Raw genomic sequence first — 24,481 nt, forward strand, 5'->3', positions numbered from 1 at the left:
GCTCGGCTCAATCCGGCAGTTCCCGTAGTGCCGGAGCATACCGAAGCCGAGCGTGGCTCGGTTCTACACGCTTGAGTGCCCAAAAGGCGAGAAGCGGCCTTACCAGCTGTAACTCACACCCACCTGCGCACTGGTCTGGTGGAAGCCACTGGCCTTCTGCAGCGACAGCCCGCCCCAGGCAACCACACCGTTGCCGAACGTCAGCGACGCACCGGCACTGAGCTCGCCACGGCTGCGCGGAATACGTGCGTCCACCACCTCGTCGTCCATGCGGATCTGCGATTCGGCGCGGGTGCGCAGCCAGTGGGCCGCGATGTACGGTTGCACTTCGGTGGCTCCATTGCCCCAGCGCGTCACGCCGGACAGGCGCAGGCCAGCGCGGCCGAACAGGCCGTCGGCATCTTCGACGGTCACCACCGTACCGTTGGCTTCGGTGTGGTGGTGAGTGTCCCAACGGCTGTAGCCCAGCTGCAGCTGCGGCTCCAAGAAGATGCCAGCATTGCCGGCACCACCCACACGGTAGGCGTAGCCGGCTTCAACGGCGCCCTGCCATGTGCGGGTGCCATAGCGCTCGTCAGCCAGGCCGATACCTTCCACGCGATTGCGGAACTGCGCGCGCTGCAGCGAGCCGTCCACGTAGAAGCCCGCATACGGGTCAGCGCCACTGCCGCCGCGCCAGGTGCCGTACACGCCCAGTGCCTCACCCTTCACCTTGCCACGGGCGTAGTAGCCGGTAAGCGTGTTGGTGGAGGTGCTGCTGGAATTGCCGCTGGACAGCGTCACGCCCACGCCGCTGCCGGAATCGTGACGCCACACATCGGCGCCCACGGTCAGCGCCTGGCTGTTGCCGCGGATGACCAGCTGACGGCTGACCCCCTCGAAGCCACTGCGAGAGCCCTCCACGCGTGCCCACGCACGGCCACCATTCTGGCCAGCCTCGCGCTCGTGGTAGCCGAGACGGAACATCGTCTGAGCGGCCTGCAGGTTGGCCAGATAGGCGCCGGGTTCGGGGCGCGGCACGGGCGCAGGGGCGATTGGATCGACCGGATCAACCGGACGAACCGGATCCACCGGATCAATTGGATCGACCGGATCAATTGGATCCACCGGAGGCGTGCAGCTGCTCGGATCTACGTCGCACGGATCGGGTGTAGGCGGTAGCTGTGAGCGTAGGTACCAGTTGCCATCGCCAGCCGCTCCCTTGTGCAGGAAATAGTCGTACTGCCCGCCCACGGCACGGCCAGCCAGGGTGAACTTACCGTTCGACGCGCCGCCCACCTGGATCAGCTCAATGCCTTGGATGGTCTGCGCACCGGCACCGCCCACATTGTTGACTCGCACATGGGCGGTGCCGCTGGTATCGCCGCCGATGATCAGCTTGTCAGTGGCTGCGTTGTCGCCGGCCAGCACGGTATTGAGGACAATCGTGCCACCGGTGCCGGTGAAATCGCCGAGGATGTTCAAGACGTGGAATGCATCCCCCTGTCCAAGCGCTATCAGGCCACCCTGGTCGAGCCGCAGGCTATCGATGTGGCTGTTGGCAGTCAGTTGCCACCGCGCATCGTGTACAGCAACTGCCCGCGCCTGGTCGATCTGCCCGATCAACGTAGCGCCATCACGCAGGGTGACATCCAGCGCGGCGCTTGAGTGGCCCACCAGGTTGCCCACCAGATGAGAGGCAGATACCAGCAGGTCCACCCGGGCGCCAGCCTGTGCCCGCAGGAGGGTGCCGCTGCCTGCGCTCACTGTAGTACCGCCGCGCAATTCGATTGGAATGATCGCCGAGGCAGCAGGGGTCACCAGGATCGCATCCCCTGCGCTTGCCTTGACCTGGACACCCTCCAGCAGGACGCGGCTGCCTTGAAGATCTGAATCCACGCGCAGCGCCGAAAGGGTTCCGTGGATATGACCGCCGTATGCGGCCAGCGAACTGTCGCCCTGTAGCCGCAGGCCGATGCCGTTGGAGCCCTCGCCACTCAGGTGGCTGTCACGGAGTGTCAGACTTGCGGTCCCGGACAGCGCCACTGCGGTGCCATCCGTCGCGAGAATGGATGCTCCCTCCACGTGCGCCTGCGCGGCAGTCGCATTGTCGATGATCTGCAGCCCAAGTGTGCGGCCACTCAGGGTGCTGTTGGTGATATCGGCGCTGCTGTCGGTCATGGTCATCGCGACATCGCCGGCCTGGATGTGGCTGTCGGTGATCCAGGCTTTGCTGTCCATCAGCTTCATCCCGGTACTGGCGAAGCGGTTGGTTGCCTCTACTCGCACGTCCTGGAGAAAGACCTCTGCGTTGTCACTGGCGTCCACGCCAACTTGATTTGCAGTCACCGTGGAATGGCTGACATGGACCTCGGTACCACTACGCAGCGCCTCGATGCCCGTGCCCGTTGCGATGATGTCGAGATCTTCCAGATGGCCCACGCTGTAGCGAAAACGCGCAGCTACCGTGCCTCTGCCGAGAGTGCCCAATGTTCCACCACGAACGTTGACACGTCCTCGCGTGGCGATCACTTCATTGATGTGGGCATCGGTTGCCTCCAGACGGGAGTCGGTTACGAATGCGATCAGGGTTCGGGATTGGGGTGACAACGTGAGCAGCGCGCCATCGGTGATGAACCAGTCCTCGGCTCGGTCACCGGGCTGGACAACATGGCTTGCATCCGGCCCCGAAACGGCGCCGGCCAGCGCGTGGGGTGAAGGAATGACGAGCGCGGCCATCAGTGCAATGGGCAGCGTTCGTGCGCGCGGAAAAACCGGCATCGGGCGGATTGCCATGGTGTTGGTCTTCTTGAACGGGGGGCGTGCCCCAGCCGATGCGCGAGTGGCGCTGCTCGGGCCGATAGAGTGTTGAACGCAGGGGCCGCATGCACCATGCAATTTGTTGCAAAGAGCGGGGTGCCGCGGGCGATCTTTCGCGCAACGGGAAGAAGGGCCCGCCGTGGCCGGACGCGGTTGCCAGCCGGTGTCCCTGATGTCACTCAATCGCACCGCAGCATGCCAGCGCTTCACCCCGGTGCTAGGATCTGACCACCACCTGAATCGATCCAAATGCCGATGCCCACGCTGGACCGTCGTCTCCTGATCGCTGTCGCCGCCACGGCGATGTTCGCCTCCGGCCTGGCTGCGGCTGCCCCGGCCAAGACCGCCGCCGACAAGGCCTATGCCTCGGTCGATCCCTTCATTGGTACCGGCGGTGAGGGGCACACCTATCCCGGCGCAACGGTGCCGTTCGGCATGGTCCAGCTCAGCCCGGACACGCGCATCCAGCCGCGCGAGAAGGCCTACGGCTGGGCGGCGGGCTACCGTTACGACGACAGCAGCATCGTCGGTTTCTCGCACACACACTTTTCCGGCACCGGTCATTCCGACCTGGGCGACATCCTGCTGATGCCGTTCACCGGCAACCCTGGCCTGGAGCGCGGCGACCCCGAAAAGCCACGCAGTGGTTATGCCTCGCGTTTCCGCCACGATGACGAGAAGGCCGAACCGGGCTATTACGCGGTCACCCTGGACGACTACAAGGTGCGCGCCGAGCTGACCACCAGCGCCCGCGTGGGCGTGCATCGCTATGCGTTCCCGAAGGGCAGCGAAGCCAAGGTGCTGCTGGACATGCGTACCAGCATGTATGACTACCCGGGCAAGATCCTGTGGTCGCGGGTACGCGTGCGTGGCGATGGCACCATCACTGGCTTCCGCGAGACGCGTGGCTGGGCCGCCGGCCGCCAGCTGTATTTCGCGATGCGCTTCTCGCGGCCGCTGGCCAGCCACGAGCTGCACAACACCGAACAGGACATCGTCTACAAGGGCTTTACGCCCCCGGGCGAGAAGGACCCGGCGCAGCGCGCGCAGATCGAGGGGCGGCAGCTGGTGGGCACCTTCGACTTCGGCAAGCTGGATGCACCGCTGGTGGTGAAGGTGGCCATTTCGCCGGTCAGCGAGGCGGGCGCCATCGCCAACCTCGATGCCGAAGTGGCCGACTTCGATTTCGACCGTGTGCGCGCGCAGGCGAAGCAGGAGTGGACGCAGGCGTTGTCGGTGCTGGATATCGACGCACCGGAACATGCGCGTCGCAGCGCCTACACCGCGCTGTACCACACGCTGCTGGGGCCGACGCTGTTCATGGATGCCGACGGCCAGTACCGCGGCGCTGACAACGCCGTGCACCAGGCCAAGGGCTACACGAACTATTCGACGTTCTCGCTATGGGATACCTACCGGGCGCTGCACCCGCTGCTGACCCTGGTGCAGCCGGAGAAGCGCAACAGCGATTTCGTCAATTCCATGCTGGCCCATCATGAGCACAGTCCCTACGGCATGCTGCCGGTGTGGTCGTTCCATGGCCTGGAAGACTGGTGCATGATCGGCTACCACGCGGTGCCGGTGATCGCCGATGCCTACGTGAAAGGCATTCGTGGCTTCGACGCGGACAAGGCCCTGAAGGCGATGGTGCAGACCGCCAACTACGGCCCTTACGATGGCATCGCGCAGTACCGTGAGCTGGGCTACGTGCCGATCGACGAGGAGGGCGAAGCAGCCAGCAAGACGCTGGAATACGCGTTCGATGACTGGACCATCGCGCGCATGGCGCAGGCGATGGGCAAGACCGATGTGGCCGCAACCTTCGACAAGCGCGCGGGCAACTGGCGCAACGCCTTCGACAAGGACACCGGCTTCATGCGGGCGCGCAAGCGCGATGGCAGCTTCCGTACGCCGTTCGATCCCAGCGCCAGTGGCTACGGCACCGACTACACCGAAGGCAATGCCTGGCAGTACTCATGGTACGTGCCGCAGGATGTGGCCGGCCTTGCCGCAGCGCATGGTGGCAGTGACAAACTGCTGGCGCGCCTGGATGAAGTGTTCAACGCGAAGGTCGATCCGGCCATCTTCGAGCACATGGAAGACATCACCGGCCTGATCGGCTGGTATGCGCATGGCAACGAGCCCAGCCACCACGTGGCCTACCTTTACTCGCATGCCGGCCAGCCGTGGCGCACGCAGGCACGCCTGAAGCAGATCATGGACACGCAGTATGCCGATCGGCCCGATGGCCTGGCCGGCAACGATGACGTGGGCCAGATGTCGGCGTGGTACGTGTTCACCGCGCTGGGTTTCTACCCGGTGGCACCGGGCTCGGGCGAGTACATCCTCGGCCGGCCGTTCCTGCCGAAGACCGCAATGCGGCTGCCCAACGGCAAGACCTTCACCATCGTGGCCGAAGGGCTGGACGACAAGCACACCTATGTCGGCTACGTGACCCTCAACGGCAAGCCGTTGCAGCGCACCTTCCTGCGCCACGATGAGATCCTGGCCGGTGGCGAGCTGCACTTCACCATGCAGGCCGAACCGAACAAGGACTGGCCGGGGCAGGGCGCGCAGGCACCGTATTCGATGAGCCCGTGACGGAGCGCCCACCAAGGTGGGCGACTACCGATGTGGCGTGATCTGGTAGATGCCAACCTTGGTTGGCATGCGGTCTACACCATCCCACCATTGGCCCGCAGCACCTGGCCATTGATCCACTCGCCATCGGCACCGGCGAGGAACGCTACCGCGCCGGCGATGTCTTCCGGCGTACCCAGCCGCTCCAACGGATTCATCTTCGCCAGCCGATCGATCAGTTCCGGCGACTTCCCGTCCAGGAACAGATCGGTGGCGGTCGGCCCGGGCGCCACCGCGTTCACGGTGATGCCGCGCCCACGCAGTTCCTTGCTGAGAATCGCGCCCATGGTTTCCACCGCGGCCTTGCTGGCGGCATACACGCTGTAGTTTTCCAGCTTGATGCCAACCACGCTGGTGGACAGGGTGACGATGCGGCCACCATCGCGCACGCGTCGCGCGGCCTCGCGCAGCACATTGAATGCACCCTTGAGGTTGATGCCGATCACGCGGTCGAACAGGGCATCATCGCTGTCGGCCAGTGCGGCCAGCTGCAGCACGCCGGCACTGTTGACCACCACATCGATGCCACCGAAGCGCGCCTCGATGGCGTCGAACAGCGCGTGCACGGCCTGCGGTTCGGCGACATCGGCCTGCAGGGCGATGGCGTGCCCTCCGCTGGTGGTCAATTCGGCAGCCAGTGCTTCGGCCTCACCACGGCGGCCGGCATAGTTGATCACCACGGCATGGCCGTCGGCGGCCAGACGGCGCGAGATGGCAGCGCCGATGCCACGGGAGCCCCCGGTGACCAGGGCGACAGAGCGGGAAGCAGAGGAGGTCATGGCAGATTCCAGAAGGGCGCGCCGGCATGGCGCAGGGCCATCTTCTTCTCTCCGCCGTCGCGGATAATCATGGATAATCCGGAAACATCATCCGGCTGCCCGAACAATGGACAGATTCACCGCCCTGCGTGCGTTCGTGCGGATCGTCGAGCGCCGCAGCTTCAGCCGTGCCGCCGAAGACCTGGGGCTGCCGCGGGCCACGGTGACCGACGCGATCAAAGCACTGGAGCAGCGTCTGGGCGTGCGCCTGCTGCACCGGACCACGCGCGTGGTGATGCCGACGCTGGAAGGCGAGGCCTTCTATGGCCGCTGTCTGCGCCTGATCGCGGACATGGACGATGCCGAAGCCGCATTCCGTGACGTGCCGCCACGCGGGCCGCTGCGCATCGAGGTGCACGGTACGCTGGGGCGCCACCTGTTGTTTCCGCATCTGCCGGATTTCCTGCAGCGGTACCCGGACATCGAACTGGAGGTCAGCGAGGGCGACCGCTATGTCGACCTGCTGCGCGAGGGGGTGGATGGGGCCATCCGCGTGGGCACCCTGGCCGACAGCGATCTGGCCGCACGGCGCCTGGCGTTGCTGCGCGAGGTCACGGTGGCGTCGCCCGCCTACGTGAAGTCACACGGGCGGCCGGAAAACATCGCGTCGCTGGCGGCGGGACACCAGATGGTCGGCTACCGTTCCAGCGCCACCGGCCAGCTGATTCCGCTGGAGTTCCAGCAGGGCGGGCAGGTTCGCCACGTGCCACTGCCGGCACGCGTGCGGGTGTCCGGTGCCGACGCCTTCCTCGGTTCCGCGCTGGCCGGGTTGGGCATCATCCAGGCACCGCGTTACCGGATGGACCCTTACATCGCGCGCGGGCAGCTGCTGGAGCTGTTGCCCGGGATGCCACCCACACCGAGCCCGGTCAGCCTCGTCTATCTGCGCAACCGTACGCCATCGCCGCGGCTGCGGGTGTTCATCGACTGGGTGGCGGCTGTGTTCGAGCACGCAGGCTGACGCCGACCGTAGCCGGCGTCGCCGACCTGCCGCTCAACCCAGGCCGGGCAGCGGCGCGTGCGATGACACCAGCTGGCGGTCGCGCAATGCCTGCCAGAACGCGGTGGGAATCGTCGCCCCGGCCAACGCCAGGTTCTCGGCGATGCGCTCGGGACGGCTTGCGCCGGGAATCGCCGCTGCCACTGCCGGGTGCGCCAGCGAGAACTGCAGCGCGGCGGCGCGCAGGTCCACCTGGTGTTCTGCCGCAACGTCGCGCAACGCCTGCACGCGGGCCAGCACCTCTGGTGTGGCGGTCTGGTATTCGTAATGCGCGCCGCCGGCGAGGATGCCGGAGTTGTACGGCCCGCCGACCACGATGCCGACGCCACGTGCGGCGCTGGCCGGCATCAACCGCTGCAGGGCCTCTTCGTGGTCGAGCAGGGTGTAGCGCCCGGCAATCAGGAAGCCATCCGGGTCGGCCTGCTGCAGCGCCATCTCGCAGGGCTGCACGCGGTTGACGCCCAGGCCCCAGGCCTTGATGACACCTTCCTCGCGCAGGCGGGTGAGCGCCACGGCGGCGCCGTCCATCGCCTGCTGGAAGACCTCCTTCCAGGCATCGCCATGGAAGTCACGCGCCGGATCGTGGATCCAGACGATGTCCAGGCGATCGGTACGCAGGCGCTGCAGGCTCTCCTCGATCGCGCGCAGGGTGCCGTCAGCGCTGTAGTCGTAGACGATGCGGTTGGGCAGGCCATGCTCGAACAGGCCGCCTTTCTCACCAAGGTCGCGCCGGGTGGTGTCTTCCACCTCGTCCAGCACACGGCGGCCGACCTTGCTGCTCAGTACATAGGCATCACGGTCGTGATGCTGCAGGGCCTCGCCCAGGCGCAGTTCGGCCAGGCCAGCGCCGTACAGCGGTGCGGCGTCGAAGTAGCGGATGCCCTGCTGCCAGGCTGCCTCGACGGTATCCAGCGCCTCCTGCTGGGGGATGTTGCGGTACATGTTGCCCAACGGTGCGGTGCCGAAGCCGATGGGCGAGGGAATGGAAAGTCGCATGGGAATCTCGTGGGGAAGGGACATTCAGTCGTGCGGGGGCAGCGCCTGCAGCGTGCCCTGCATGCGGTGGAAGCGGCCATCGGTGGCGGTGAACCACGCCAGCGAATGGCCGTGCAGGAAGTCATCGACGTGCACCACGGTGGCACCGTCGGCTTCCTGCCAGGAAATGGCATAGATGCCCTCGGCAACCTGCCGCCACTCGCAGTTGGCTTCGCCGTGGGCACCGGCATAGGCACCGGAGACGATGGCGTAGTGCACGCGATGGCCATCAGCGCTGTAGCGGTTGTCAGCGGCCAGGCCGTCATAGCTGACCCGGAACCGGCGACCGGCAAACATCGGCGGGGCGTCGCTCATCGGATCGCCACCGGGTTGATGTTGACCTGGGTGGAGCCGACGTACAGCGGCTGGCCGAGCACGAACAGGAATTCCCACGCCTTGTCGCGCACCAGCGCGCGGCTGTCGATGAGTTCCAGGTTGTAGATGCCGCGCTTGGCCAGCATGTACTGGTTCACCGGGAACTCGTCGGCGCCGTGCGGATTGGGGTAGACCTCCGAGGCCCAGGTGTCACCGCCGAAGGCGACGATGCCCTGGTCGGCCAGCCACTTCGCCGCGTCCATGCCGATGCCCGGCTCGACCTCCAGGAACTGCGTGTTGTCCTTGCCGATCAGCTCCAGCCAGCCGGTGTTGAACAGCACCACATCGCCCTTGCGCAGGGTCAAGTGCTGCTGCTTCAGCACGGCCTGGATGTCGGCGACGCTGAACTCGGTGCCGCCGGGCACGATGGGCTTGCCGTAGTACGCGGTCATGTCCAGCACCACGCCGCGTGTGACCAGCGGCGGCACCTTCTCCACGCCCAGCCTGCGCACGCCATCGACGCTGACGAAGTCGGCGGCCTTGTTGCCGTTGTAGTAGACGTTGTCGATGCCGATGTGGCCAATGCCGTTGAGCTGGGTGCCAACACCGGTCCAGGCGTTCACCAGTTCATCGTTGAAGGTGAATCTGTTCGGGCCCAATGACTTGCCGGCCTGTTGCCCGACCTGCACGTTGTACAGGCGGAAGCTGCGATGGCGGAAGGCGGGCAGGTTCTTGTCCACCGGTACCGCCAGCGGATACGTCTTGCCGGTCTTCACCAGCGACACCGCCTGCTTGACCACATCGGGGGTGAGCAGGTTGGCTGCGCCGATCTCATCGTTGGCGCCGTAGACGGAGGGATACCAGTCCGCAGCGAGAGCGGCGGAGGGCAGCGGGAGCGAGGCCAGTGCAAGCAGGGTCAGGGAGGTGATGTTCATTGCGGGGCTCCAGTGCCGGTCACGCGTGCGCCGCGAACTGCGGCAGCACGTACTCGGCGATTTCGTGGAAGGTGTCGGCCAAAGGCCGTTCGTTGCGGCGGAACTGCAGGCCGATGTGGTCGACGCCGGCGGCCTGCATCGCCTGCAGTTCGGCCAGCAGCGCATTGCGGCCGCCGCGCAGGCCGAAGCGCCAACGCTGCAGCGGTGCGTCGGCCCGTTCCAGCAGATCCAGGTGGATGAAGCTGGCATAGGGTTTGTTGCCGGCTACCGCGCGCCACGCCGCCACGCGGTGGGCGTGTTCCTGGGGCGTGCCGGGGTAAGCCAGGCAGCCGTCCATATGTGCGCCGATCCAGGCCGGCTGCTGCTGCGCCAGGCCGGCCACCAGCAGCGGCAACGCCGGACCGTCGGCAGGCAGTACTTCCAGCCCCTGCGGCAGCCGTGCAGCGGTGCCTTCGCGCAGCTGCCCGATCTGCTCGCGGAAACGCGTGCCACGGGTGTCGAAGTCGCGACCGAACAGCGGGTATTCCACCGGCCGGTCGCCGCTGGCAACGCCCAGCAGCAGGCGATCGCCACTGAGCTGCTGCACGCTGCGTGCCGACTTCAACGTCAGCAGAGGTTCGCGGATCGGCAGCACCACCGCGCCGGTCCCCAGCAGGATCTCTTCGGTGATGCCTGCCAGGTAGCCGAGATAGGTGAATACTTCGAACACCTGCGCGGCATCGCCGAACGCCGGGTCGTACACCGGCACGTCGCGCACCCACAGCGCACGGAAGCCGAGGCGGTCGGCCAGCCGGGCAAGGTCGGCGTGCTGCTGCAGGTCCGGTTCGCCCGGCAGGCGGCGCGCCGTGCGCCGTGCCTGTTCGCCCAGCGGCGTCCAGTCGTTGTCCAGCGGCGCTTCAATGCCAATGCTGAAGCCGCCCGCCTGCAGTCGTGTCAACGCAGTAGCCATCAGCGCGTGCTCCTCAGTCCCAGGCAGGCGCCAGGCCCGGCGGGTCGACTTCGCGGCCGTTGCGCTCGAGTGCGGCGATCGCAGCCATGTCTTCGGCATCCAGCTGCATCTCGCGGGCAAGCAGGTTGCTGGCCAGGTTTTCGCGCTTGGTCGAGGACGGAATGACGGCGTAACCCAGCTGCAGCGCCCAGGCCAGTGCGACCTGGGCCACCGTGGCCTGGTGCTTGTCGGCGATGGTGGCCAGCACCGGGTCCTTCAGTACCTTGCCGTAGGCCAGGGTCATGTAGGAGGTCACCGCGATGCCCTCTTGCTGCAGGAAAGCGGTCAATGCCGGGTTCTGCAGATAGGGGCTGAGCTCGATCTGGTTGGTGGCGATCTGGCCCTGGCCAACTACGGCGATGGCCTGGCGGGTCAGTTCGATGTTGAAGTTGGATACGCCGATCTGCCGGGTCAGGCCCAGCGTCTTTGCTTCGGCCAGTGCGGTCATGTACTCGCGCAGCGCGACCGCGCTGCCCGGTGCCGGCCAGTGGATCAGCAGCAGGTCGACATGGTCGGTGCGCAGCTTGGCCAGGCTCTCGCGCAGGCTCGGCAGCAGTCTGTCGGCGGCATGGTTGTCGACCCAGATCTTGGTGGTGATGAACAGTTCGCCGCGCGGTACACCGGATTCGGCGATGGCCTGGCCGACCTCGGCTTCATTGCCGTAGATCTGCGCGGTGTCGATGGCGCGATAGCCGAGCTCGAGGGCGTTGCGCACTGAATCGATGACGGTCTGGCCGGTCAGGCGGAACGTGCCGACGCCAAAGGAAGGAAGGCTCATGGGAACTCCAGCTGGGTAGGGAGCGGTGTGCTCCGATGGGGGCCAGTCTGGTCGCTTTACATTTGCAGATTAAGCCGTGTATACGGGAAATGCTTTTGCGCCGAGGTAAAGAATGAAAACCACCCTGGATGAGCTGAAGGCGTTTGTCGCCGTGGTCGACAGCGGCTCGATCACCGCCGCCGCCGAGGTGCTGGGACTGACCATCTCGGCCACCAGCCGCACCCTGGCGCGCTTGGAGGACAAGCTGCAGACCACGCTGCTGCGGCGGACCACGCGACGGCTGGAGCTGACCGAAGAGGGCGCGGCGTTCCTGGAATACGCGCGCACGATCCTGGCCACGGTGGACGAAGCCGAGGAACAGATGGCGGCGCGCCGGCAACAACCGGTAGGGCGGTTGCGGGTGGATGCGGCCACGCCGTTCATGCTGCACGTGATCGTGCCGCTGCTGGCCGGCTTCCGCGAGCGCTATCCGCAGGTGCAGTTGGAGCTGAACTCCAACGAGGGCATCACCGACCTGATCGAGAAGCGCACCGACGTGGCGTTCCGCATCGGCGTGCTGCGCGATTCCACCCTGCATGCGCGGCCGATCGGCCACAGCCGCATCCGCGTGGTCGCCAGCCCGGAGTACCTGCGGCAGTACGGTACGCCCACCCGCATCGCGCAACTGCGCGCGCACACGCTGCTGGGTTTCACCCACCCGGGTTCACTCAACGAGTGGCCGCTGACCGACGCCGATGGCGGTCCATTGGTGATCCAGCCGGCCATTGCATCTTCCAGCGGAGAAACGCTGCGGCAGATGGCGGTGAACGGGCTGGGCATCGCCTGCCTGTCCGATTTCCTGACCCGCCAGGACCGGCGCGAAGGGCGCCTGGTACAGCTGTTCGCCAAGCAGACCAAAGAGGTCCGCCAGCCGATCAACGCGGTGTACTACCGCAACACCGCGCTGGCCGCGCGCATCACCTGTTTCGTCGACCACGTGACGCAGACGCTGGGTCAACGCCCGTTCGACGAATAGCGTCCTGGCGGTCGGCGGACAGCCCGCGCTAGGCCGCCGCTTGTGAGCGGCATCAGCCGGCGGGCCGCAGGGCCCGCCGGTTGCGCAGATGTGCGGTGGCCAGCATCACCCCACCACAGGCGGTGGCAGCGCCGTGCCAGAGCAGCGATTCCTTCAACGGCAGGTACAGCGAGGCGGACAGCAACAGGATCGCGCCTGCCAGGGCCACGCACAGCGGCAGGGCGCGTCGATGGCGCCGCTGGCCGGCGGCGGTGCTGAGCAGGGCGATCGACGAGGCCAGTAGCGCGAACAGCCATTCCCAGCGCGACATCACCAGCAGTGCGGTCATCGCGCCATGGCCAGGGTGCTGGAACGAGCGCAGCGCCATCATCGCCGCCGGCGTGAAGGCCAGCAGCAGGGGCAGGGCCACGCAATGCACGGCACAGGCCAGCGACAGCCATGCGCCTGCCAGATCGAAACGGGGATGCCAGCGTGCCGAAGCTGGCGGTTGGGTGCGGGCCCTTGCGGGCGAGATCGGGATGTGGTCCATAATGTTACATAGTAACAATACGGAGCCGCCCGATGAAACGTTCTGCCGCCCTTCTGCTGTTGCTTGCTGCCCATTCTGCGAACGCCCACGACGTGCGCCATCACGGTGCTCATGTCCATGGCCAGGCCGATGTCGATCTGGCCGTGGACCAGGGAACGCTGGAACTGGCACTGCGTGCGCCCGGCATCGGCATCCTCGATTTCGAGCGACCGCCGGCCGACAGCCGCGAACAGGCCGCATTGGCGCGGGCGCGATCGATCCTGCAGAGCGGCAGCTGGGTCACGTTGCCGACCGCTGCGCAGTGCCGGTTGGACCATGCCGAGGCGACGGCGGAGGGCTTTGCGCCAGTGGCTGTGGCAGCACAGCCAGGCCAGCACACGCACGCTGGATTCACCGCCGCACTGCGCTACCACTGCGCCAACCCGGCAGCACTGCGCGGGCTGGCATTGCCGCTGCCTACGCTGTTTCCGGGGCTGCACGAGGTGATCGTCAACACCGCAACGCCGACCGGGCAAGGCCGCAGCGTGGTTACTGCTGACAGCCTGCGGGTGCCGCTGGCGCCATGAACGACGATGCCATCATCGACCTGCAGGGCGTGCAGTTCGGCTACTCAGGCCGTGCAGTGCTGGACATCGCACAGCTGCAGGTGCGCGCAGGCAGCAGCGTGCTGCTGCGCGGGACCAGCGGCTCGGGCAAGAGCACGCTGCTGGGCCTGCTGGCGGGCATTCTGCTGCCGGCCAGCGGCAGCATCCGGGTTGCCGGCCATCGGGTGAACACGCTCGGTGCCGCCGCGCGCGATCGTTTCCGTGCCGACCAGCTGGGCGTGATCTTCCAGCAGTTCAACCTGCTGCCGTTCCTGAGCGTGCGCAACAACATCGCCCTGGGCGTGCGCTTTTCGCCATTGCGCAACGCGCGCATTGAAGGTGGGCTGGACGCGGAAATCGCACGCCTGCTGCGTGCGCTGCAGCTCGATCCGGCACTGATGCCGCGCGCGGCAGGCACGCTCAGCGTCGGCCAGCAGCAGCGCGTTGCCGCTGCCCGTGCCTTGATCGGTCGCCCGGCGGTACTACTGGCCGACGAACCGACCTCGGCGCTGGACCCCGAAGCGGCCACGGCGTTCGTGCAGCTGATGTCCGCGCAGTGCCGCGCCGCTGGCACCACCGCGCTGGTGGTCAGCCACGATGATCGCCTGCAGCCGTTGTTCGACCAGGTGTTGTCGCTGGGTGATCTGAACCGGGCAGGGGGTGCACATGTTTGAGTTGGCCTGGACCAGCCTGCGCAGCCGCGCCTTGAGCGTGAGCCTGACCGTGCTGGTCATCACCCTGAGCGTGGTCCTGCTGCTGGGCGTGGAGCGCATCCGCACGCAGGCCCACGAAGGCTTTGCCAGCACCGTCTCGGGTACGGACCTGATCGTGGGCGCACGCTCGGGACCAGTGAACCTGCTGCTGTACTCGGTGTTCCACATCGGCGACCCGACCAACAACGTGTCCTGGCAGTCCTACCAGGAACTGTCTACGCTGCCGCAGGTGAAATGGGCGGTGCCGCTGTCGCTGGGCGATTCCTGGCGTGGCTATCGGGTGATCGGCACCACCGCCGGTTATTTCGAACATTACCGGCATGGCGCAGGGCATGCGCTGGCATTCGCGCAGGGCCAGCCGTTCGACGACCTGTATGACGCGGTGGTCGGCGCTGAAGTCGCGCAGGCCGCGCGCATCGGCCTGGGCGCTGAGATCGTGCTGGCCCATGGCACTGGTGCGGTAACGCTGGCCACGCATGCCGACAAGCCGTTCCGCGTGGTCGGCATCCTGCAGCGTACCGGCACGCCGGTGGATTCGTCCGTGCTGGTGTCATTGCCGGCGATCGAAGCGATCCATGTCGATTGGCGCTCCGGCGTGCAGTTGCGCAGCCAGCATGTCAGCGCAGAACAGGCACGGCAGCTTGATCTGACCCCGACCAGCATCACCGCCTTCATGCTCGGACTGAACTCGCGGATCGCCACCTTCGGCGTGCAGCGCAGCATCAGCGAGTATCCAGACGAAGCACTGCAGGCGATCCTGCCCGGCGTGACGTTGCAACAGCTGTGGCAGTCGCTGGGCACTGCCGAGCGCGCGCTGCAGCTGATCAGTGCGATGGTGGTGCTGCTGGGCATGGTGTCACTGATGGCGCTGCTGGTATCGACGCTGCAGGAACGCCGCCGTGAGATGGCGGTGCTGCGCGCCACCGGTGCGCGTCCGGCCTATGTGGCCTGCCTGCTGGTCGTTGAGGCCGTGGCCACTGCAGCAATGGCCTGCGCGTTGGCGCTGGCGGTGCTGACCTGTGCCAGCGCGGCCGGGCGCAGCTGGGCGCTGGCCAATTTCGGTCTGTCGATCACCCACGTCTGGCCGGACGCGCGCGAACTGGCCTGGGTGGGCGGCGTGCTGCTGATCAGCGCGGTTGCCGGCCTGCTGCCTGCGCTGCTGGCCTACCGGCGCACCCTGGCCGATGGCCTGGCGCCTGCGTCGTGAGCGCGGGCGTGCGCTGGCTGCTGCTGGCTGCGGCAATGCTGCTGGTTGCCTGCAAGCGGCCGACCGATACCGGTGTGCAGGCACTGCCGCCGTCGCCGGTACAGAGCAATGCTGGCACGCAAAGCGAGCAGGAACTGGACTGGCTGCAGATGCTGCCCAGCGATGAACTGGCAGCACTCGAGCGCGGTGAGGGGCCGGAGGTGCAGCACAACGGCAACCGGCGCATGGCCCAGTTCGGTACGTTCCGTACGGTGGACGCGGTACTGGATCGCGCAGTGCGGTTGCCGGGCTACGTAGTGCCTTTGGCCAACGCGGCAGATGGCCGACTGGTCGAATTCCTGTTCGTGCCGTACTACGGCGCGTGCATCCACGTGCCACCGCCGCCACCGAACCAGATCGTGCATGTGCTGCTGCCGCGGCCGATCGCCATGCCCGACATGTACTCGCCGTTCTTCCTGGCAGGCGTGCTGCGCGCCGAGCGGGTGGACGATGATCTTGCCGGCTCCGCCTACAGCATGGCCGACGCCGAACTGAGGCCTTATGAACCGTAGCGCGAAGCTGCTTGGCGGTGTGCTTGCCGCTGTACTGCTGGCCAGTTGTGGCCGGCCCGCCGTGGACGCCCCGCCGCCACAGGCCAACAATGCTGCTGCGTCGCCGGTGGCGGCGTCTGCAGTGATCGACCGCTGGGACGCGCTGATGCCCGAAGAGGACAGCTTCCAGCGTCCACCGCCGCAGATCGGGTTGTCGCGTGGCAATGGCATGGACGGGGTGGGGGGCTTGATCGACGATACGGGTTCGGGCTCGCTGCCTGGGCAGGCCATCGATCACTCCAGCCCGCTACGCGCGCAGCAGTTCGGCTCGTCGGCGGTGGTCGATGGCGTGGATGGACGGGCGCTGGACCTGGATGGCTATGTGGTGCCGCTGGCGATGAACGACGCCGGGCAGGTGGACGAACTGCTGTTCGTGCCATTCTATGGCGCGTGCATCCACGTACCGCCGCCACCACCGAACCAGATCATCCATGTCACCCTGACCAGCCCCATCACGATGGGCGCGCTGTGGGATCCCTACCGGCTGTCAGGGCGCCTGCAGGTGAAGCACTTCGAGGCGGATATCGCCAGTGCGTCCTATGACGCTGCCGCAGCGACGCTTTCCGCGATCAGCCGATGACGAGCACCCGATGACGAGGCTCCGCGCACGCACCGTCGCGCTGCTGATGGCGGTGTTGCTGCTGGCAGGCACCGGGGCGGCGCTGCTGTGGAACGCAACGCACGCGCCCTCGCCACCGGTCGTTGCATTTCCCGCACCGGTGGCGGAGGCGCAGGCACGCATCGAACATCACCTGGCTGCCGACAAGGCCTTTCGTGATGACCTGCTGTTCCTGCTGGTGGCGACGCTGCGCGACCGCTGCGAACCCGAGCAGGCGGGAGTGCTGGCGCGCATGGCCAACCGCGCGTCGCTGCCGGTGCTGGCGGCGGTCAGCGCCGTTACCGCGCAGGATGCGAGCCTGGACCGACCGATCTACCAGTACATCCAACACCGCGCCGACGCCACCGGCTGCGGTCAGCCACTGCGCGTGCCGGCAGGCGAAGGCGGCACTATCGAGGTGGACATCGAACAGTACGCGCGCACCTTCCCGGACAGCTATTTCGATCCGCAGCGCAGCAGCGTGCCGCGTGACTTCAGTGGGCGTCCGCTGGCGGAACGCGCCGGCAACGCCTGCAACAGCGTGGTCTATTCAGTGCTGCCGCTGGGAGGGGTCGATTGGCGCTGCAGCACGCTGCGCAGCAACGCCCGCGCCCGGGTGCGGGCGCTGTGCGAAGAGGAGATGCAGCGGCAGCACGGCCATCTGCGTGGCGAGCTGGATGCCGCGGTGGGACACGCCATGCAGGACCCGATCGTGCAGGCGGTCGCTGCCTTGCCTGCGGAGTGCAGGTAGGCCCAGGGTTATGAGGCAGGGAGCATTGCGCCTCCCGGCAGCTGAATGGCGTTCGCTGGGACATTTATAACTATACAGGACATCCTGTATAGTTACGGGCGTACTCCTTCCCCATCCAGGTTCCCATGGCTCTCTCCCAGCCCTTGGACGGTACTCCGTCCCTGTCGCGCGCCCGACGCTGGTCGCTGCTGTTCACCGTTGCCGCCGGCCTGCTGCTGGTCACGCTGGACAACTCGGTGCTGTATACCGCGCTGCCGACCCTGACCGAGGAGCTTTCGGCCAGTGCCGGGCAGGCGCTGTGGATCATCAACGCCTATCCACTGGTGATGGCCGGTCTGCTGCTGGGCGCTGGCACCCTGGGTGACCGCATCGGCCACCGCCGGATGTTCCTGATCGGCCTGGTGGTGTTCGGCATCGCTTCGTTGGCGGCCGCATTCTCTGCAACCGCAGGGCAGCTGATCGCCGCGCGTGCCTTCCTCGCGGTGGGTGCGGCGGCGATGATGCCGGCCACGCTGGCCTTGATCGGGCTCAGCTTCCATGAAGAGCGTGAGCGCAACATCGCCATCGCGATCTGGGGTTCGGTGGCCATCGTCGGTGCGGCGCTGGGGCCGATCATCGGTGGCTTGCTGCTGCAGCACTTCTGGTGGGGCTCGGTGTTCCTCATCAACGTGCCGGTGGTGGTGGTCGCTTTCATCGCGACCCTGCTGCTGGCGCCGGAAGGGCAGCGCGACAGCACCCGCCCATGGGACCTGCTGTCCTCGCTGCTGGCACTGGCAGCGCTGTCGGGCCTGGTACTGGCGATCAAGTCACTGATCGCCACGCCGCCCTCGTACAGCGTGGGCGCGGTCTCGCTGCTGCTGGCGGTCATCTCCGGCATCGCCTTCAGCCGCCGCCAGCAGCAGTTGCCGTATCCGCTGCTGGATTTCGCCATCTTCCGCAATCCAGCCTTCCTTGCCGGCACCCTGTCGGCGGTGTTCACCCTGTTTGCGATGGCCGGGCTGCAGCTGCTCACCACCCAGCGTTTCCAGCTGGTGGCCGGCCTCAGCCCGTTGCAGGCGGGCCTGCTGGTATCGGTGGCGGCGCTGGGCAGCCTGCCCAGCGCGTTGCTGGGCGGCAGCGTGCTGCATCGCGTCGGCCTGCGCCCACTGATCTGCGGCGGCCTTGCGGCCGGTGCGGTAGGTGTGGGCGTGGTGGCGCTGGGCTTCCCGCATGGGCTGGGCTGGGTGGTGGCCGGCATGGCGATCACCGGCTTCGGCATGGGTGCTGCCATCTCGGTGGCGTCCACCGCCATCCTCAACAACGTGCCGCCGCATCGCGCGGGCATGGCCTCGTCCGTGGAGGAAGTGTCCTACGAGTTCGGTGGCCTGCTGGCCGTCGCGCTGCTGGGCAGCCTGAGTGCTGCGATGTACGGCGCTTTCCTGCCCGAGTCTGCGGGTATTCCGGTCGCCGCACGCGAGGGCTTCACCCAGGCGCTGCACGTGGCGCGTGAGGTGGGGCAGGGCGAGTGGTTCGCGCTGGCCACCGCGGCTTACGATCGCGGTTACCAGATCGTGCTGCTGGTGATCAGTGCGGTGCTGGCGGCCGGCGCGGTGATCATCGCGCGCCTGCTGCGTGGACGCGCCGGCGGCCGCGACGGCGCCGCCGATCGCGTAAAATAACGGCATGAGAACCAGCAAGCGCGAGCGCATCCTCGACGCCGCCGTCAGCGTGATCAACCGCGACGGCGTGCGTGCGGTCACCTTTGAATCGGTGGCGGCCGAGGCGCAGTTGACCCGCGGCGGCCTGCTGTACCACTTTCCCTCGCGCGAAGCGTTGCTGCGCGGCATCGACGAGCACCTGGTGCAGAGCTGGGAAGCATCGATGGAGGCGCTGCTGGGCAAGTCGGCCGGCGAGGCCACTGCGCTGGAGCGCTACCAGACCTTCGTGCGCGTTTCGGCGCAGAGTGCCACCCGTGCCGAGCTGATGTTCATGCTGGACTCGGTGGACCCCGAATTCCCCAGCGAGCGGCCGTGGGCACCGGTGGTGCAGCGCTGGGCGCCTTCGCCACCGGCCGCCGGCAGCGACGACCCGGCGGCGCTGGATAATTTCGTGGCGCGGCTGGCCGCCGATGGCCTGTGGATCTACGAGGCCATGTACGAAGGCCAGCTGGACGAGAACGTGCGCGCGCAGGTGACCGAACGGATCGGCGGGCTGCTCTCCCCCGAGCGGTCCCGGAAGGCGTAGCAGCAAGTCCATCCGCTGAGGGCGGCCATCAAGCAGGCGGATGCCCGTGCAGGCCATCCCCCTGCAGCCGTTCCGGGTGGGTATACACGTTGAAGCCCTCTTCGCGGGCGAAGCCCACCAGACACAGGCCGGCACTGCGAGCCAGGTCGATGGCCAGCGCAGTCGGGGCCGAGACGGCGGCCAGTACGCTGGCACCGGCGCGCGCTGCCTTGCTGACCATTTCGTAGCTGGCACGGCTGGACACCACCAGCAGGCCGCCATCGATGCTGTGTTCGTTGTGGTGCAGTGCACCTATCAGCTTGTCCAGCGCATTGTGGCGGCCGACGTCTTCGCGCACCCAGCCGATGCGGCCACTGGCATCGGCCCAGGCCGCTGCATGGGTCGAACCACTGGCTGCATTCATCGGCTGGCGTAGGGCCAGGCCGGCCAATGCCCGCTGCAGTGCAGCCGTCTGATAGGTGCGGCGGTCTTTTACCGGAGGCAGCGGACGCAGCACGTCCTCCAGCTGGCGCGCACCGCACAACCCACAGCCGCCGCGACCCGGCAGCAGGCGCCCGTTGTCAGGATCCAGTGCGGCGCCGGGGGCGTCGGCGGACACGCTCATCCTCAGCTCGATGCCCTCCAGTTGTGGCTGCAGCTGGATGGACAGCAACTGATCAGGACGCTCGATCAACCCTTCGCTGAGCGAGAAGCCCAGCGCGAAATCCTCCAGGTCGCATGGCGTGGCCATCATCACCGCGAAGGCCGCGCCGTTGTAACGCATCGCCACCGGTACTTCTTCGGCGATCGTATCGACCCGTTGCTCCTGCCCCGTGCTGCGCCAGCGTTGCAGCGTGCGCAGGGCCGTGCCGGCGGGCGGGGGCGAAGGCAACGTGGATCCGGGCATGCGGCACATCCTGGGTAAAGCAGAAGGGCAGGCTACGCCCGGAGGATAGCGCAGCCATCCAGTGAAGACGCGGCGGTAACCGTTGCCATGGCAGCCTGCTGTACCCGGGCCGGGCCATGGCGGCCATGGCGCCGGGGTTGCCGGTGTGCTTGACTGGCCACGGCAGCCGGGCGTGGTCCCGGCACTGCAGGCAGGCACTCCACCAACGCAGGTTCCCGACCATGTCCGAACAGAAGCCGCCGCGTTACAAGCCTTACAACCAACCGGCAGGCGGCTGGGGGGCCGCCGGTGCGACCGCCAAGGTGCTGCTGCAGCAGAGCGTGATCGGCAAAGGATCCAAGGCGCTGCTGGCGATGAACCAGCCGGGCGGATTCAAATGCCCCAGCTGCGCGTTCCCCGATGCCGACCACCGCAAGAAGCTGGAATTCTGCGAGAACGGTGCCAAGGCCCTGGCCTGGGAAGCGACCCAGCACCGGGTGACCCGTGAGCTGTTCGCTCAGCACACCGTCACCGAGCTGATGGCGCAGACCGACTACTGGTTGGAGCAGCAGGGCCGGCTGACCGAGCCGATGCGCTACGACGCCGCCACCGATCACTACGTGCCCTGCGAATGGGACGAGGCGTTCGCGCTGATCGGCCGTCATCTGCAGGCGCTGGACAACCCTGACCAGGCCGAGTTCTACACCTCCGGCCGCACGCCCAACGAGGCGGCGTTCCTGTATTCGATCTTCGTGCGCGAGTTCGGTACCAACAACTTCCCGGACTGCTCGAACATGTGCCACGAGCCGACCAGCCGTGGCTTGCCACCGGCGATCGGCGTGGGCAAGGGCACCATCGTGCTGGACGACTTCGAACACGCCGAGGCGATCTTCGTGATGGGCCAGAACACCGGCACCAACTCGCCGCGGATGATGAGCAACCTGGTGGAAGCGCGCAAACGCGGCGTGCCGATCGTGGCGGTCAACCCGATGCCGGAGCGTGCCCTGATCCGCTTCACCGAACCGCAGGACGTGGTGCAGATGGCCACCTTCGGTTCCACCGAGATCACCAGCGAGTTCGTGCACGTCCGCATCGGCGGCGACTTGGCGCTGATCAAGGGCATGATGAAGGTGATGTTCGAGCGCGAAGCCCAGGGTGAGTCAGTGCTGGATCATGCCTTCCTGGCCGAACACACCGTTGGCCTGGAGGCGCTGCGCGAGGACGTGCTGGCGCAGGACTGGGATGAGATCGTGCGGGTGTCGGGCATCGCGCAGGAACAGATCCGGCGCTGCGCGGAGATCTACATCCGTTCGCAGGCGACGGTCATCTGCTATGGCATGGGCCTGACCCAGCACCAGCAGGGGTCGCGGCTGCTGCAGCAGGTGGCCAACCTGTTGTTGCTGCGCGGTAATTTCGGCAAGCCGGGCGCGGGTATCGGTCCGATCCGTGGCCATTCCAACGTGCAGGGCGACCGCACCGTCGGCATCGACGAGAAGCCGACGGCGCGCTACCTGGATCGCGTGCAGCAGGTGTTTGGTTTCGATCCGCCGCGCGAGCACGGCCACCATGTGGTCGAGTCGATCGCGGCGATGCTCGATGGCAGCGCCAAGGTGTTCATCGGCATGGGCGGCAACTTCATCCATGCCGTGCCCGATACCGAGCGCGCCTACCAGGCCATGCGCAAACTGGAACTGACCGTGGGCATCGCCACCAAGCTCAACCGGGGGCATCTTGTGCACGGTCGCGACGCGCTGATCCTGCCGGTGGTGGCGCGCTCGGAGTGGATCCGCACGCCGAAGGGCGAGCAGTTCGTCACCATCGAAGATGCGATGTCCAACGTGACGGCGTCGCGCGGCGTGCTGGAACCGGCCAGCGACCACGTGCTGCCGGAGGTGGAGATCGTCTGCCGGATGGCGATGGCGGCGTTGCCGGACAGCAAGGTGGACTGGGCCGCGTACATGCATGATTACGGCCCGATCCGCGACCTGATCGCGGCCGTCTATCCGGACATCTATGCCGGCTTCAACGAGCGCATCCAGGCACTGCACGGCTTCCACCTGGATATTCCACCGCGCCGGCGTGTGTGGCCGACCCCGAACGGCAAGGCCAACATCCTCGTCATGCCGGGCCTGGAAGTGAACACGGTAGTCGATGACCCGGAGATGCTGCGTCTGGCCACGGTGCGTTCGCACGACCAGTACAACACCACCATCTACAGCTACAACGACCGCTACCGGGGCGTGTACAACGACCGCATGGTGGTGTTCATGAACATCGAGGACCGTCTGGCGCGCGGGCTCGGCAAGGAAGCCTTGGTAAGCCTGGAAACGATCAGCGACGACGGCGTGACGCGGCGAATCGAAGGCCTGACCGTGCTTGACTACCCGATGCCGCGCGGGGCGCTGGCGGGCTACTACCCGGAGCTCAACCCCCTGCTGCCGCTGGACTACTACGATCGGATCAGCGGTACGCCAGCAGCGAAATCCATTCCGGTACGGATGCGCGCGCAGGTCGACGTGCCCGCGTAGGCGCCTATCCTACAATTGCTCGTTGTCGCTCAGCACGATGCTGCCATCCAGCAGCACCGGCACCATCTGGGTCCAGCCCTTGGCGTTGTAGTCGAGGCTGACCAGGTACACCCAGCCGCGCGCTGCGTCCTCGCTCTGCGGCGCAGCGCCGGCGGTGAACCGCTGCAGGCTTACCTCGGAGACCACGAAGTCATCGCCGGGATAACGCAGGCGCGCGTGGGCCAGTGCTGCCGCCGCAGCTTGATGCACCGACAGCGGCGGCTCGGCGCGCGCCGGGTCGAACACGGGAAGCGTTCGCAACCGCGTCCCGCTTACCTGCCAGCGCTCATGGGTGTGGTCACCATCGCCGCTGGACAGCACGGTCCATTGGCGTTCGCCTGCCATGGCCGGAGGGCTAAGCAACGCGGACAGCAGGAGGGCAGCAGAGGCGAAGCGGGCAGGCATGGAAAGGCTCCAATGAACGTCATGCATGATGACAGCAGGCAGCGGCGACGGGCGCATCGTGCGTCGGCTATCATCAGCCCGTGGATATATCCGGCCTGCTGCTGCGACTGATGCTGCTCCTGACCCTGGTGCTCAATGCACCGGCGCTGGCGCTTGCCTCGGGCGGCATCAACGGTCAGTCCGGCGGTGGTCATTGCGATGGCCCCCACGAGATCGCCGACGCTGCGATCTCTGTCACGCCCGCCTGCTGCGATGAACGGAACGCAGCCGCGTGCAGCAGCGAGGGTTGCGAGTGCGTGCCTGCGAGTGTGGCCATGCTGCCGTCGGCGGCAAGCCTTGCTGCATGGCCGCTGCGTGCAGTGCCCGGTGACGCGCTGCCGCCGGCTCATCCCGCGCCTGCGCTACCTCACCTGATTCGCCCGCCGATCGCCTGATCGCGCGCAGGTTGCGTACCTGCCGTCCTGCAGTACCCCTCATCTACTTGACCCACGCGCATCCGTCGCGTGGATGGCAGGCGCTCGCGCCTGCGATTGCAAAGGAAAACCTGATCCATGAACCGCATTCTTTCCCTGAGCCTGTTACTCACCCCCGTTCTGCTGGCCACCGCCTGCGCGCGCGCCTCCGAAGAGGCCACGTCCTCGCCTGCATCCGCAACCGCCACCGCCTCGCCAGTCGCGGTGACGGCCGGTGCGACCATCGATCCGGAACTGCCACTGGCGATCGTGCACAAGACGGCCAGTTGCGGTTGCTGTGGCGTGTGGGCCGACCACCTGAAGGCTGCCGGCTTCGCGGTTGAGATACGCGATACCGATGACATGCATCCGGTCAAGCAACGGCTCGGCGTACCGGCCGGCAAGGCGTCCTGCCATACCGCCGAGATCGGTGGCTATGTGGTGGAAGGCCATATTCCGGCCAGCGACATCAAGCGCCTGCTGAAGGAACGGCCGACTGCGCGTGGCTTGGTGCTGCCAGGCATGCCGGCCGGATCTCCGGGCATGGAAATGCCTGATGGCTATGTGCAGCCGTATACCGTAGAGCTGGTGCGCACCGACGGCAGCACCGAGCCCTTCGCACGGCATGGGCAGGGCGACTGACAAGGTTCAGCGGGCGCGGCGGCGGATCGCCG

24 protein-coding genes are annotated in these 24,481 nt (G+C 66.9%); 14 read left to right on the plus strand and 10 right to left on the minus strand.

What is annotated here, in order from left to right:
- Nucleotides 1-99 precede the first annotated feature (99 nt).
- Complete coding sequence (locus AC07UW_RS08190) at nt 100-2,775, minus strand: autotransporter family protein (protein ID WP_495211936.1); 2,676 nt, start codon at nt 2,773-2,775, stop codon at nt 100-102.
- Nucleotides 2,776-3,048: 273 nt separating this feature from the next.
- Here AC07UW_RS08190 and AC07UW_RS08195 point away from each other — a divergent pair, with 273 nt between their 5' ends.
- Entirely contained in the window at nt 3,049-5,400 is a 2,352-nt protein-coding gene (locus AC07UW_RS08195) for a GH92 family glycosyl hydrolase (RefSeq protein ID WP_495211809.1), read from the plus strand.
- Nucleotides 5,401-5,474: 74 nt separating this feature from the next.
- On the opposite strand, the gene AC07UW_RS08200 is transcribed toward AC07UW_RS08195, so the two are convergent.
- Nucleotides 5,475-6,218: an SDR family oxidoreductase gene (locus tag AC07UW_RS08200; protein WP_495211810.1), complete on the minus strand. Its 744-nt coding sequence runs from the start codon at nt 6,216-6,218 to the stop codon at nt 5,475-5,477.
- Between the two features lie 106 nt (nt 6,219-6,324).
- Here AC07UW_RS08200 and AC07UW_RS08205 point away from each other — a divergent pair, with 106 nt between their 5' ends.
- Nucleotides 6,325-7,218 (plus strand): LysR family transcriptional regulator, encoded by an 894-nt coding sequence (locus AC07UW_RS08205; protein ID WP_495211811.1) that lies wholly within the window; start codon nt 6,325-6,327, stop codon nt 7,216-7,218.
- A gap of 33 nt (nt 7,219-7,251) precedes the next feature.
- Here AC07UW_RS08205 and AC07UW_RS08210 read toward each other — a convergent pair whose 3' ends face one another.
- The 5 genes from AC07UW_RS08210 to dkgB are packed head-to-tail and all read right to left on the minus strand — an operon-like array spanning nt 7,252 to nt 11,308.
- Nucleotides 7,252-8,253 (minus strand): aldo/keto reductase, encoded by a 1,002-nt coding sequence (locus AC07UW_RS08210; protein ID WP_336028805.1) that lies wholly within the window; start codon nt 8,251-8,253, stop codon nt 7,252-7,254.
- A 24-nt stretch (nt 8,254-8,277) separates the two neighbouring features.
- A complete protein-coding gene (locus AC07UW_RS08215; protein WP_313113540.1) occupies nt 8,278-8,607 on the minus strand; it encodes a MoaF-related domain-containing protein in 330 nt (109 codons plus the stop codon).
- Nucleotides 8,604-9,542, minus strand: coding sequence for a cyclase family protein (locus tag AC07UW_RS08220; RefSeq protein WP_336028801.1), 939 nt, complete (start codon nt 9,540-9,542; stop codon nt 8,604-8,606). Before AC07UW_RS08220 ends, AC07UW_RS08215 begins: the two co-directional genes overlap by 4 nt.
- 19 nt (nt 9,543-9,561) lie before the next feature.
- Nucleotides 9,562-10,491, minus strand: a complete 930-nt coding sequence (locus AC07UW_RS08225) for a TIGR03571 family LLM class oxidoreductase (protein ID WP_495211812.1) — start codon at nt 10,489-10,491, stop codon at nt 9,562-9,564.
- A gap of 13 nt (nt 10,492-10,504) precedes the next feature.
- Nucleotides 10,505-11,308, minus strand: coding sequence for a 2,5-didehydrogluconate reductase DkgB (gene dkgB, locus AC07UW_RS08230; protein WP_495211813.1), 804 nt, complete (start codon nt 11,306-11,308; stop codon nt 10,505-10,507).
- A gap of 112 nt (nt 11,309-11,420) precedes the next feature.
- Between dkgB and AC07UW_RS08235 the strand changes: the two genes are divergently transcribed.
- Complete coding sequence (locus AC07UW_RS08235; RefSeq protein ID WP_495211814.1) at nt 11,421-12,323, plus strand: LysR substrate-binding domain-containing protein; 903 nt, start codon at nt 11,421-11,423, stop codon at nt 12,321-12,323.
- Between the two features lie 52 nt (nt 12,324-12,375).
- On the opposite strand, the gene AC07UW_RS08240 is transcribed toward AC07UW_RS08235, so the two are convergent.
- Nucleotides 12,376-12,852, minus strand: a complete 477-nt coding sequence (locus tag AC07UW_RS08240; protein ID WP_033831217.1) for a MerC domain-containing protein — start codon at nt 12,850-12,852, stop codon at nt 12,376-12,378.
- A gap of 32 nt (nt 12,853-12,884) precedes the next feature.
- Here AC07UW_RS08240 and AC07UW_RS08245 point away from each other — a divergent pair, with 32 nt between their 5' ends.
- The 8 genes from AC07UW_RS08245 (at nt 12,885) to AC07UW_RS08280 (ending at nt 19,518) form a co-directional block, all read left to right on the plus strand.
- On the plus strand, nt 12,885-13,418 hold the full coding sequence (locus tag AC07UW_RS08245) for a ZrgA family zinc uptake protein (protein WP_336028788.1): 534 nt from the start codon (nt 12,885-12,887) through the stop codon (nt 13,416-13,418).
- On the plus strand, nt 13,415-14,110 hold the full coding sequence (locus AC07UW_RS08250; protein WP_025874416.1) for an ATP-binding cassette domain-containing protein: 696 nt from the start codon (nt 13,415-13,417) through the stop codon (nt 14,108-14,110). The genes AC07UW_RS08245 and AC07UW_RS08250 overlap by 4 nt, the downstream gene beginning before the upstream one ends.
- Nucleotides 14,103-15,356, plus strand: coding sequence for an ABC transporter permease (locus AC07UW_RS08255; protein WP_495211815.1), 1,254 nt, complete (start codon nt 14,103-14,105; stop codon nt 15,354-15,356). Before AC07UW_RS08250 ends, AC07UW_RS08255 begins: the two co-directional genes overlap by 8 nt.
- Before the next feature lie 8 nt (nt 15,357-15,364).
- On the plus strand, nt 15,365-15,907 hold the full coding sequence (locus AC07UW_RS08260) for a DUF3299 domain-containing protein (protein WP_495211937.1): 543 nt from the start codon (nt 15,365-15,367) through the stop codon (nt 15,905-15,907).
- Nucleotides 15,897-16,526: a DUF3299 domain-containing protein gene (locus tag AC07UW_RS08265; RefSeq protein ID WP_495211816.1), complete on the plus strand. Its 630-nt coding sequence runs from the start codon at nt 15,897-15,899 to the stop codon at nt 16,524-16,526. The genes AC07UW_RS08260 and AC07UW_RS08265 overlap by 11 nt, the downstream gene beginning before the upstream one ends.
- Before the next feature lie 46 nt (nt 16,527-16,572).
- Entirely contained in the window at nt 16,573-17,295 is a 723-nt protein-coding gene (locus AC07UW_RS08270) for a hypothetical protein (protein ID WP_495211938.1), read from the plus strand.
- A gap of 125 nt (nt 17,296-17,420) precedes the next feature.
- Nucleotides 17,421-18,953 carry an MFS transporter gene (locus tag AC07UW_RS08275; protein WP_495211817.1) on the plus strand — a complete coding sequence of 511 codons (1,533 nt, stop codon included), beginning with the start codon at nt 17,421-17,423 and terminating at the stop codon, nt 18,951-18,953.
- Between the two features lie 4 nt (nt 18,954-18,957).
- Entirely contained in the window at nt 18,958-19,518 is a 561-nt protein-coding gene (locus AC07UW_RS08280; RefSeq protein WP_025874422.1) for a TetR/AcrR family transcriptional regulator, read from the plus strand.
- 28 nt (nt 19,519-19,546) lie between these two features.
- Here the strand turns inward: AC07UW_RS08280 and fdhD are convergent, their stop codons facing one another.
- Nucleotides 19,547-20,404, minus strand: a complete 858-nt coding sequence (gene fdhD, locus AC07UW_RS08285) for a formate dehydrogenase accessory sulfurtransferase FdhD (RefSeq protein ID WP_495211818.1) — start codon at nt 20,402-20,404, stop codon at nt 19,547-19,549.
- A gap of 221 nt (nt 20,405-20,625) precedes the next feature.
- On the opposite strand from fdhD, the gene AC07UW_RS08290 reads away from it, so the two are divergent.
- Nucleotides 20,626-22,911 carry an FdhF/YdeP family oxidoreductase gene (locus AC07UW_RS08290; protein WP_495211819.1) on the plus strand — a complete coding sequence of 762 codons (2,286 nt, stop codon included), beginning with the start codon at nt 20,626-20,628 and terminating at the stop codon, nt 22,909-22,911.
- Nucleotides 22,912-22,920: 9 nt separating this feature from the next.
- On the opposite strand, the gene AC07UW_RS08295 is transcribed toward AC07UW_RS08290, so the two are convergent.
- Nucleotides 22,921-23,355: a hypothetical protein gene (locus AC07UW_RS08295; protein WP_495211820.1), complete on the minus strand. Its 435-nt coding sequence runs from the start codon at nt 23,353-23,355 to the stop codon at nt 22,921-22,923.
- 110 nt (nt 23,356-23,465) lie between these two features.
- Between AC07UW_RS08295 and AC07UW_RS08300 the strand changes: the two genes are divergently transcribed.
- Together AC07UW_RS08300 and AC07UW_RS08305 are read left to right on the plus strand one after the other, a co-directional pair.
- Entirely contained in the window at nt 23,466-23,789 is a 324-nt protein-coding gene (locus AC07UW_RS08300) for a hypothetical protein (RefSeq protein ID WP_222389387.1), read from the plus strand.
- A 117-nt stretch (nt 23,790-23,906) separates the two neighbouring features.
- Complete coding sequence (locus AC07UW_RS08305; RefSeq protein ID WP_495211821.1) at nt 23,907-24,449, plus strand: DUF411 domain-containing protein; 543 nt, start codon at nt 23,907-23,909, stop codon at nt 24,447-24,449.
- The last annotated feature ends 32 nt before the right edge of the window (nt 24,450-24,481 follow it).

The organism is Stenotrophomonas sp. GW821-FHT02D01, assembly GCF_059421765.1.

Excerpts from the sequence above, each read along its gene's own strand:
- AC07UW_RS08190 (WP_495211936.1), bottom strand. The coding sequence starts at position 2,775 with ATGGCAATCCGCCCGATGCCGGTTTTTCCGCGCGCACGAACGCTGCCC.
- AC07UW_RS08195 (WP_495211809.1), top strand. The coding sequence starts at position 3,049 with ATGCCGATGCCCACGCTGGACCGTCGTCTCCTGATCGCTGTCGCCGCC.
- AC07UW_RS08200 (WP_495211810.1), bottom strand. The coding sequence starts at position 6,218 with ATGACCTCCTCTGCTTCCCGCTCTGTCGCCCTGGTCACCGGGGGCTCC.
- AC07UW_RS08205 (WP_495211811.1), top strand. The coding sequence starts at position 6,325 with ATGGACAGATTCACCGCCCTGCGTGCGTTCGTGCGGATCGTCGAGCGC.
- AC07UW_RS08210 (WP_336028805.1), bottom strand. The coding sequence starts at position 8,253 with ATGCGACTTTCCATTCCCTCGCCCATCGGCTTCGGCACCGCACCGTTG.
- AC07UW_RS08215 (WP_313113540.1), bottom strand. The coding sequence starts at position 8,607 with ATGAGCGACGCCCCGCCGATGTTTGCCGGTCGCCGGTTCCGGGTCAGC.
- AC07UW_RS08220 (WP_336028801.1), bottom strand. The coding sequence starts at position 9,542 with ATGAACATCACCTCCCTGACCCTGCTTGCACTGGCCTCGCTCCCGCTG.
- AC07UW_RS08225 (WP_495211812.1), bottom strand. The coding sequence starts at position 10,491 with ATGGCTACTGCGTTGACACGACTGCAGGCGGGCGGCTTCAGCATTGGC.
- dkgB (WP_495211813.1), bottom strand. The coding sequence starts at position 11,308 with ATGAGCCTTCCTTCCTTTGGCGTCGGCACGTTCCGCCTGACCGGCCAG.
- AC07UW_RS08235 (WP_495211814.1), top strand. The coding sequence starts at position 11,421 with ATGAAAACCACCCTGGATGAGCTGAAGGCGTTTGTCGCCGTGGTCGAC.
- AC07UW_RS08240 (WP_033831217.1), bottom strand. The coding sequence starts at position 12,852 with ATGGACCACATCCCGATCTCGCCCGCAAGGGCCCGCACCCAACCGCCA.
- AC07UW_RS08245 (WP_336028788.1), top strand. The coding sequence starts at position 12,885 with ATGAAACGTTCTGCCGCCCTTCTGCTGTTGCTTGCTGCCCATTCTGCG.
- AC07UW_RS08250 (WP_025874416.1), top strand. The coding sequence starts at position 13,415 with ATGAACGACGATGCCATCATCGACCTGCAGGGCGTGCAGTTCGGCTAC.
- AC07UW_RS08255 (WP_495211815.1), top strand. The coding sequence starts at position 14,103 with ATGTTTGAGTTGGCCTGGACCAGCCTGCGCAGCCGCGCCTTGAGCGTG.
- AC07UW_RS08265 (WP_495211816.1), top strand. The coding sequence starts at position 15,897 with ATGAACCGTAGCGCGAAGCTGCTTGGCGGTGTGCTTGCCGCTGTACTG.
- AC07UW_RS08270 (WP_495211938.1), top strand. The coding sequence starts at position 16,573 with ATGGCGGTGTTGCTGCTGGCAGGCACCGGGGCGGCGCTGCTGTGGAAC.
- AC07UW_RS08275 (WP_495211817.1), top strand. The coding sequence starts at position 17,421 with ATGGCTCTCTCCCAGCCCTTGGACGGTACTCCGTCCCTGTCGCGCGCC.
- AC07UW_RS08280 (WP_025874422.1), top strand. The coding sequence starts at position 18,958 with ATGAGAACCAGCAAGCGCGAGCGCATCCTCGACGCCGCCGTCAGCGTG.
- fdhD (WP_495211818.1), bottom strand. The coding sequence starts at position 20,404 with ATGCCCGGATCCACGTTGCCTTCGCCCCCGCCCGCCGGCACGGCCCTG.
- AC07UW_RS08290 (WP_495211819.1), top strand. The coding sequence starts at position 20,626 with ATGTCCGAACAGAAGCCGCCGCGTTACAAGCCTTACAACCAACCGGCA.
- AC07UW_RS08295 (WP_495211820.1), bottom strand. The coding sequence starts at position 23,355 with ATGCCTGCCCGCTTCGCCTCTGCTGCCCTCCTGCTGTCCGCGTTGCTT.
- AC07UW_RS08300 (WP_222389387.1), top strand. The coding sequence starts at position 23,466 with ATGCTGCTCCTGACCCTGGTGCTCAATGCACCGGCGCTGGCGCTTGCC.
- AC07UW_RS08305 (WP_495211821.1), top strand. The coding sequence starts at position 23,907 with ATGAACCGCATTCTTTCCCTGAGCCTGTTACTCACCCCCGTTCTGCTG.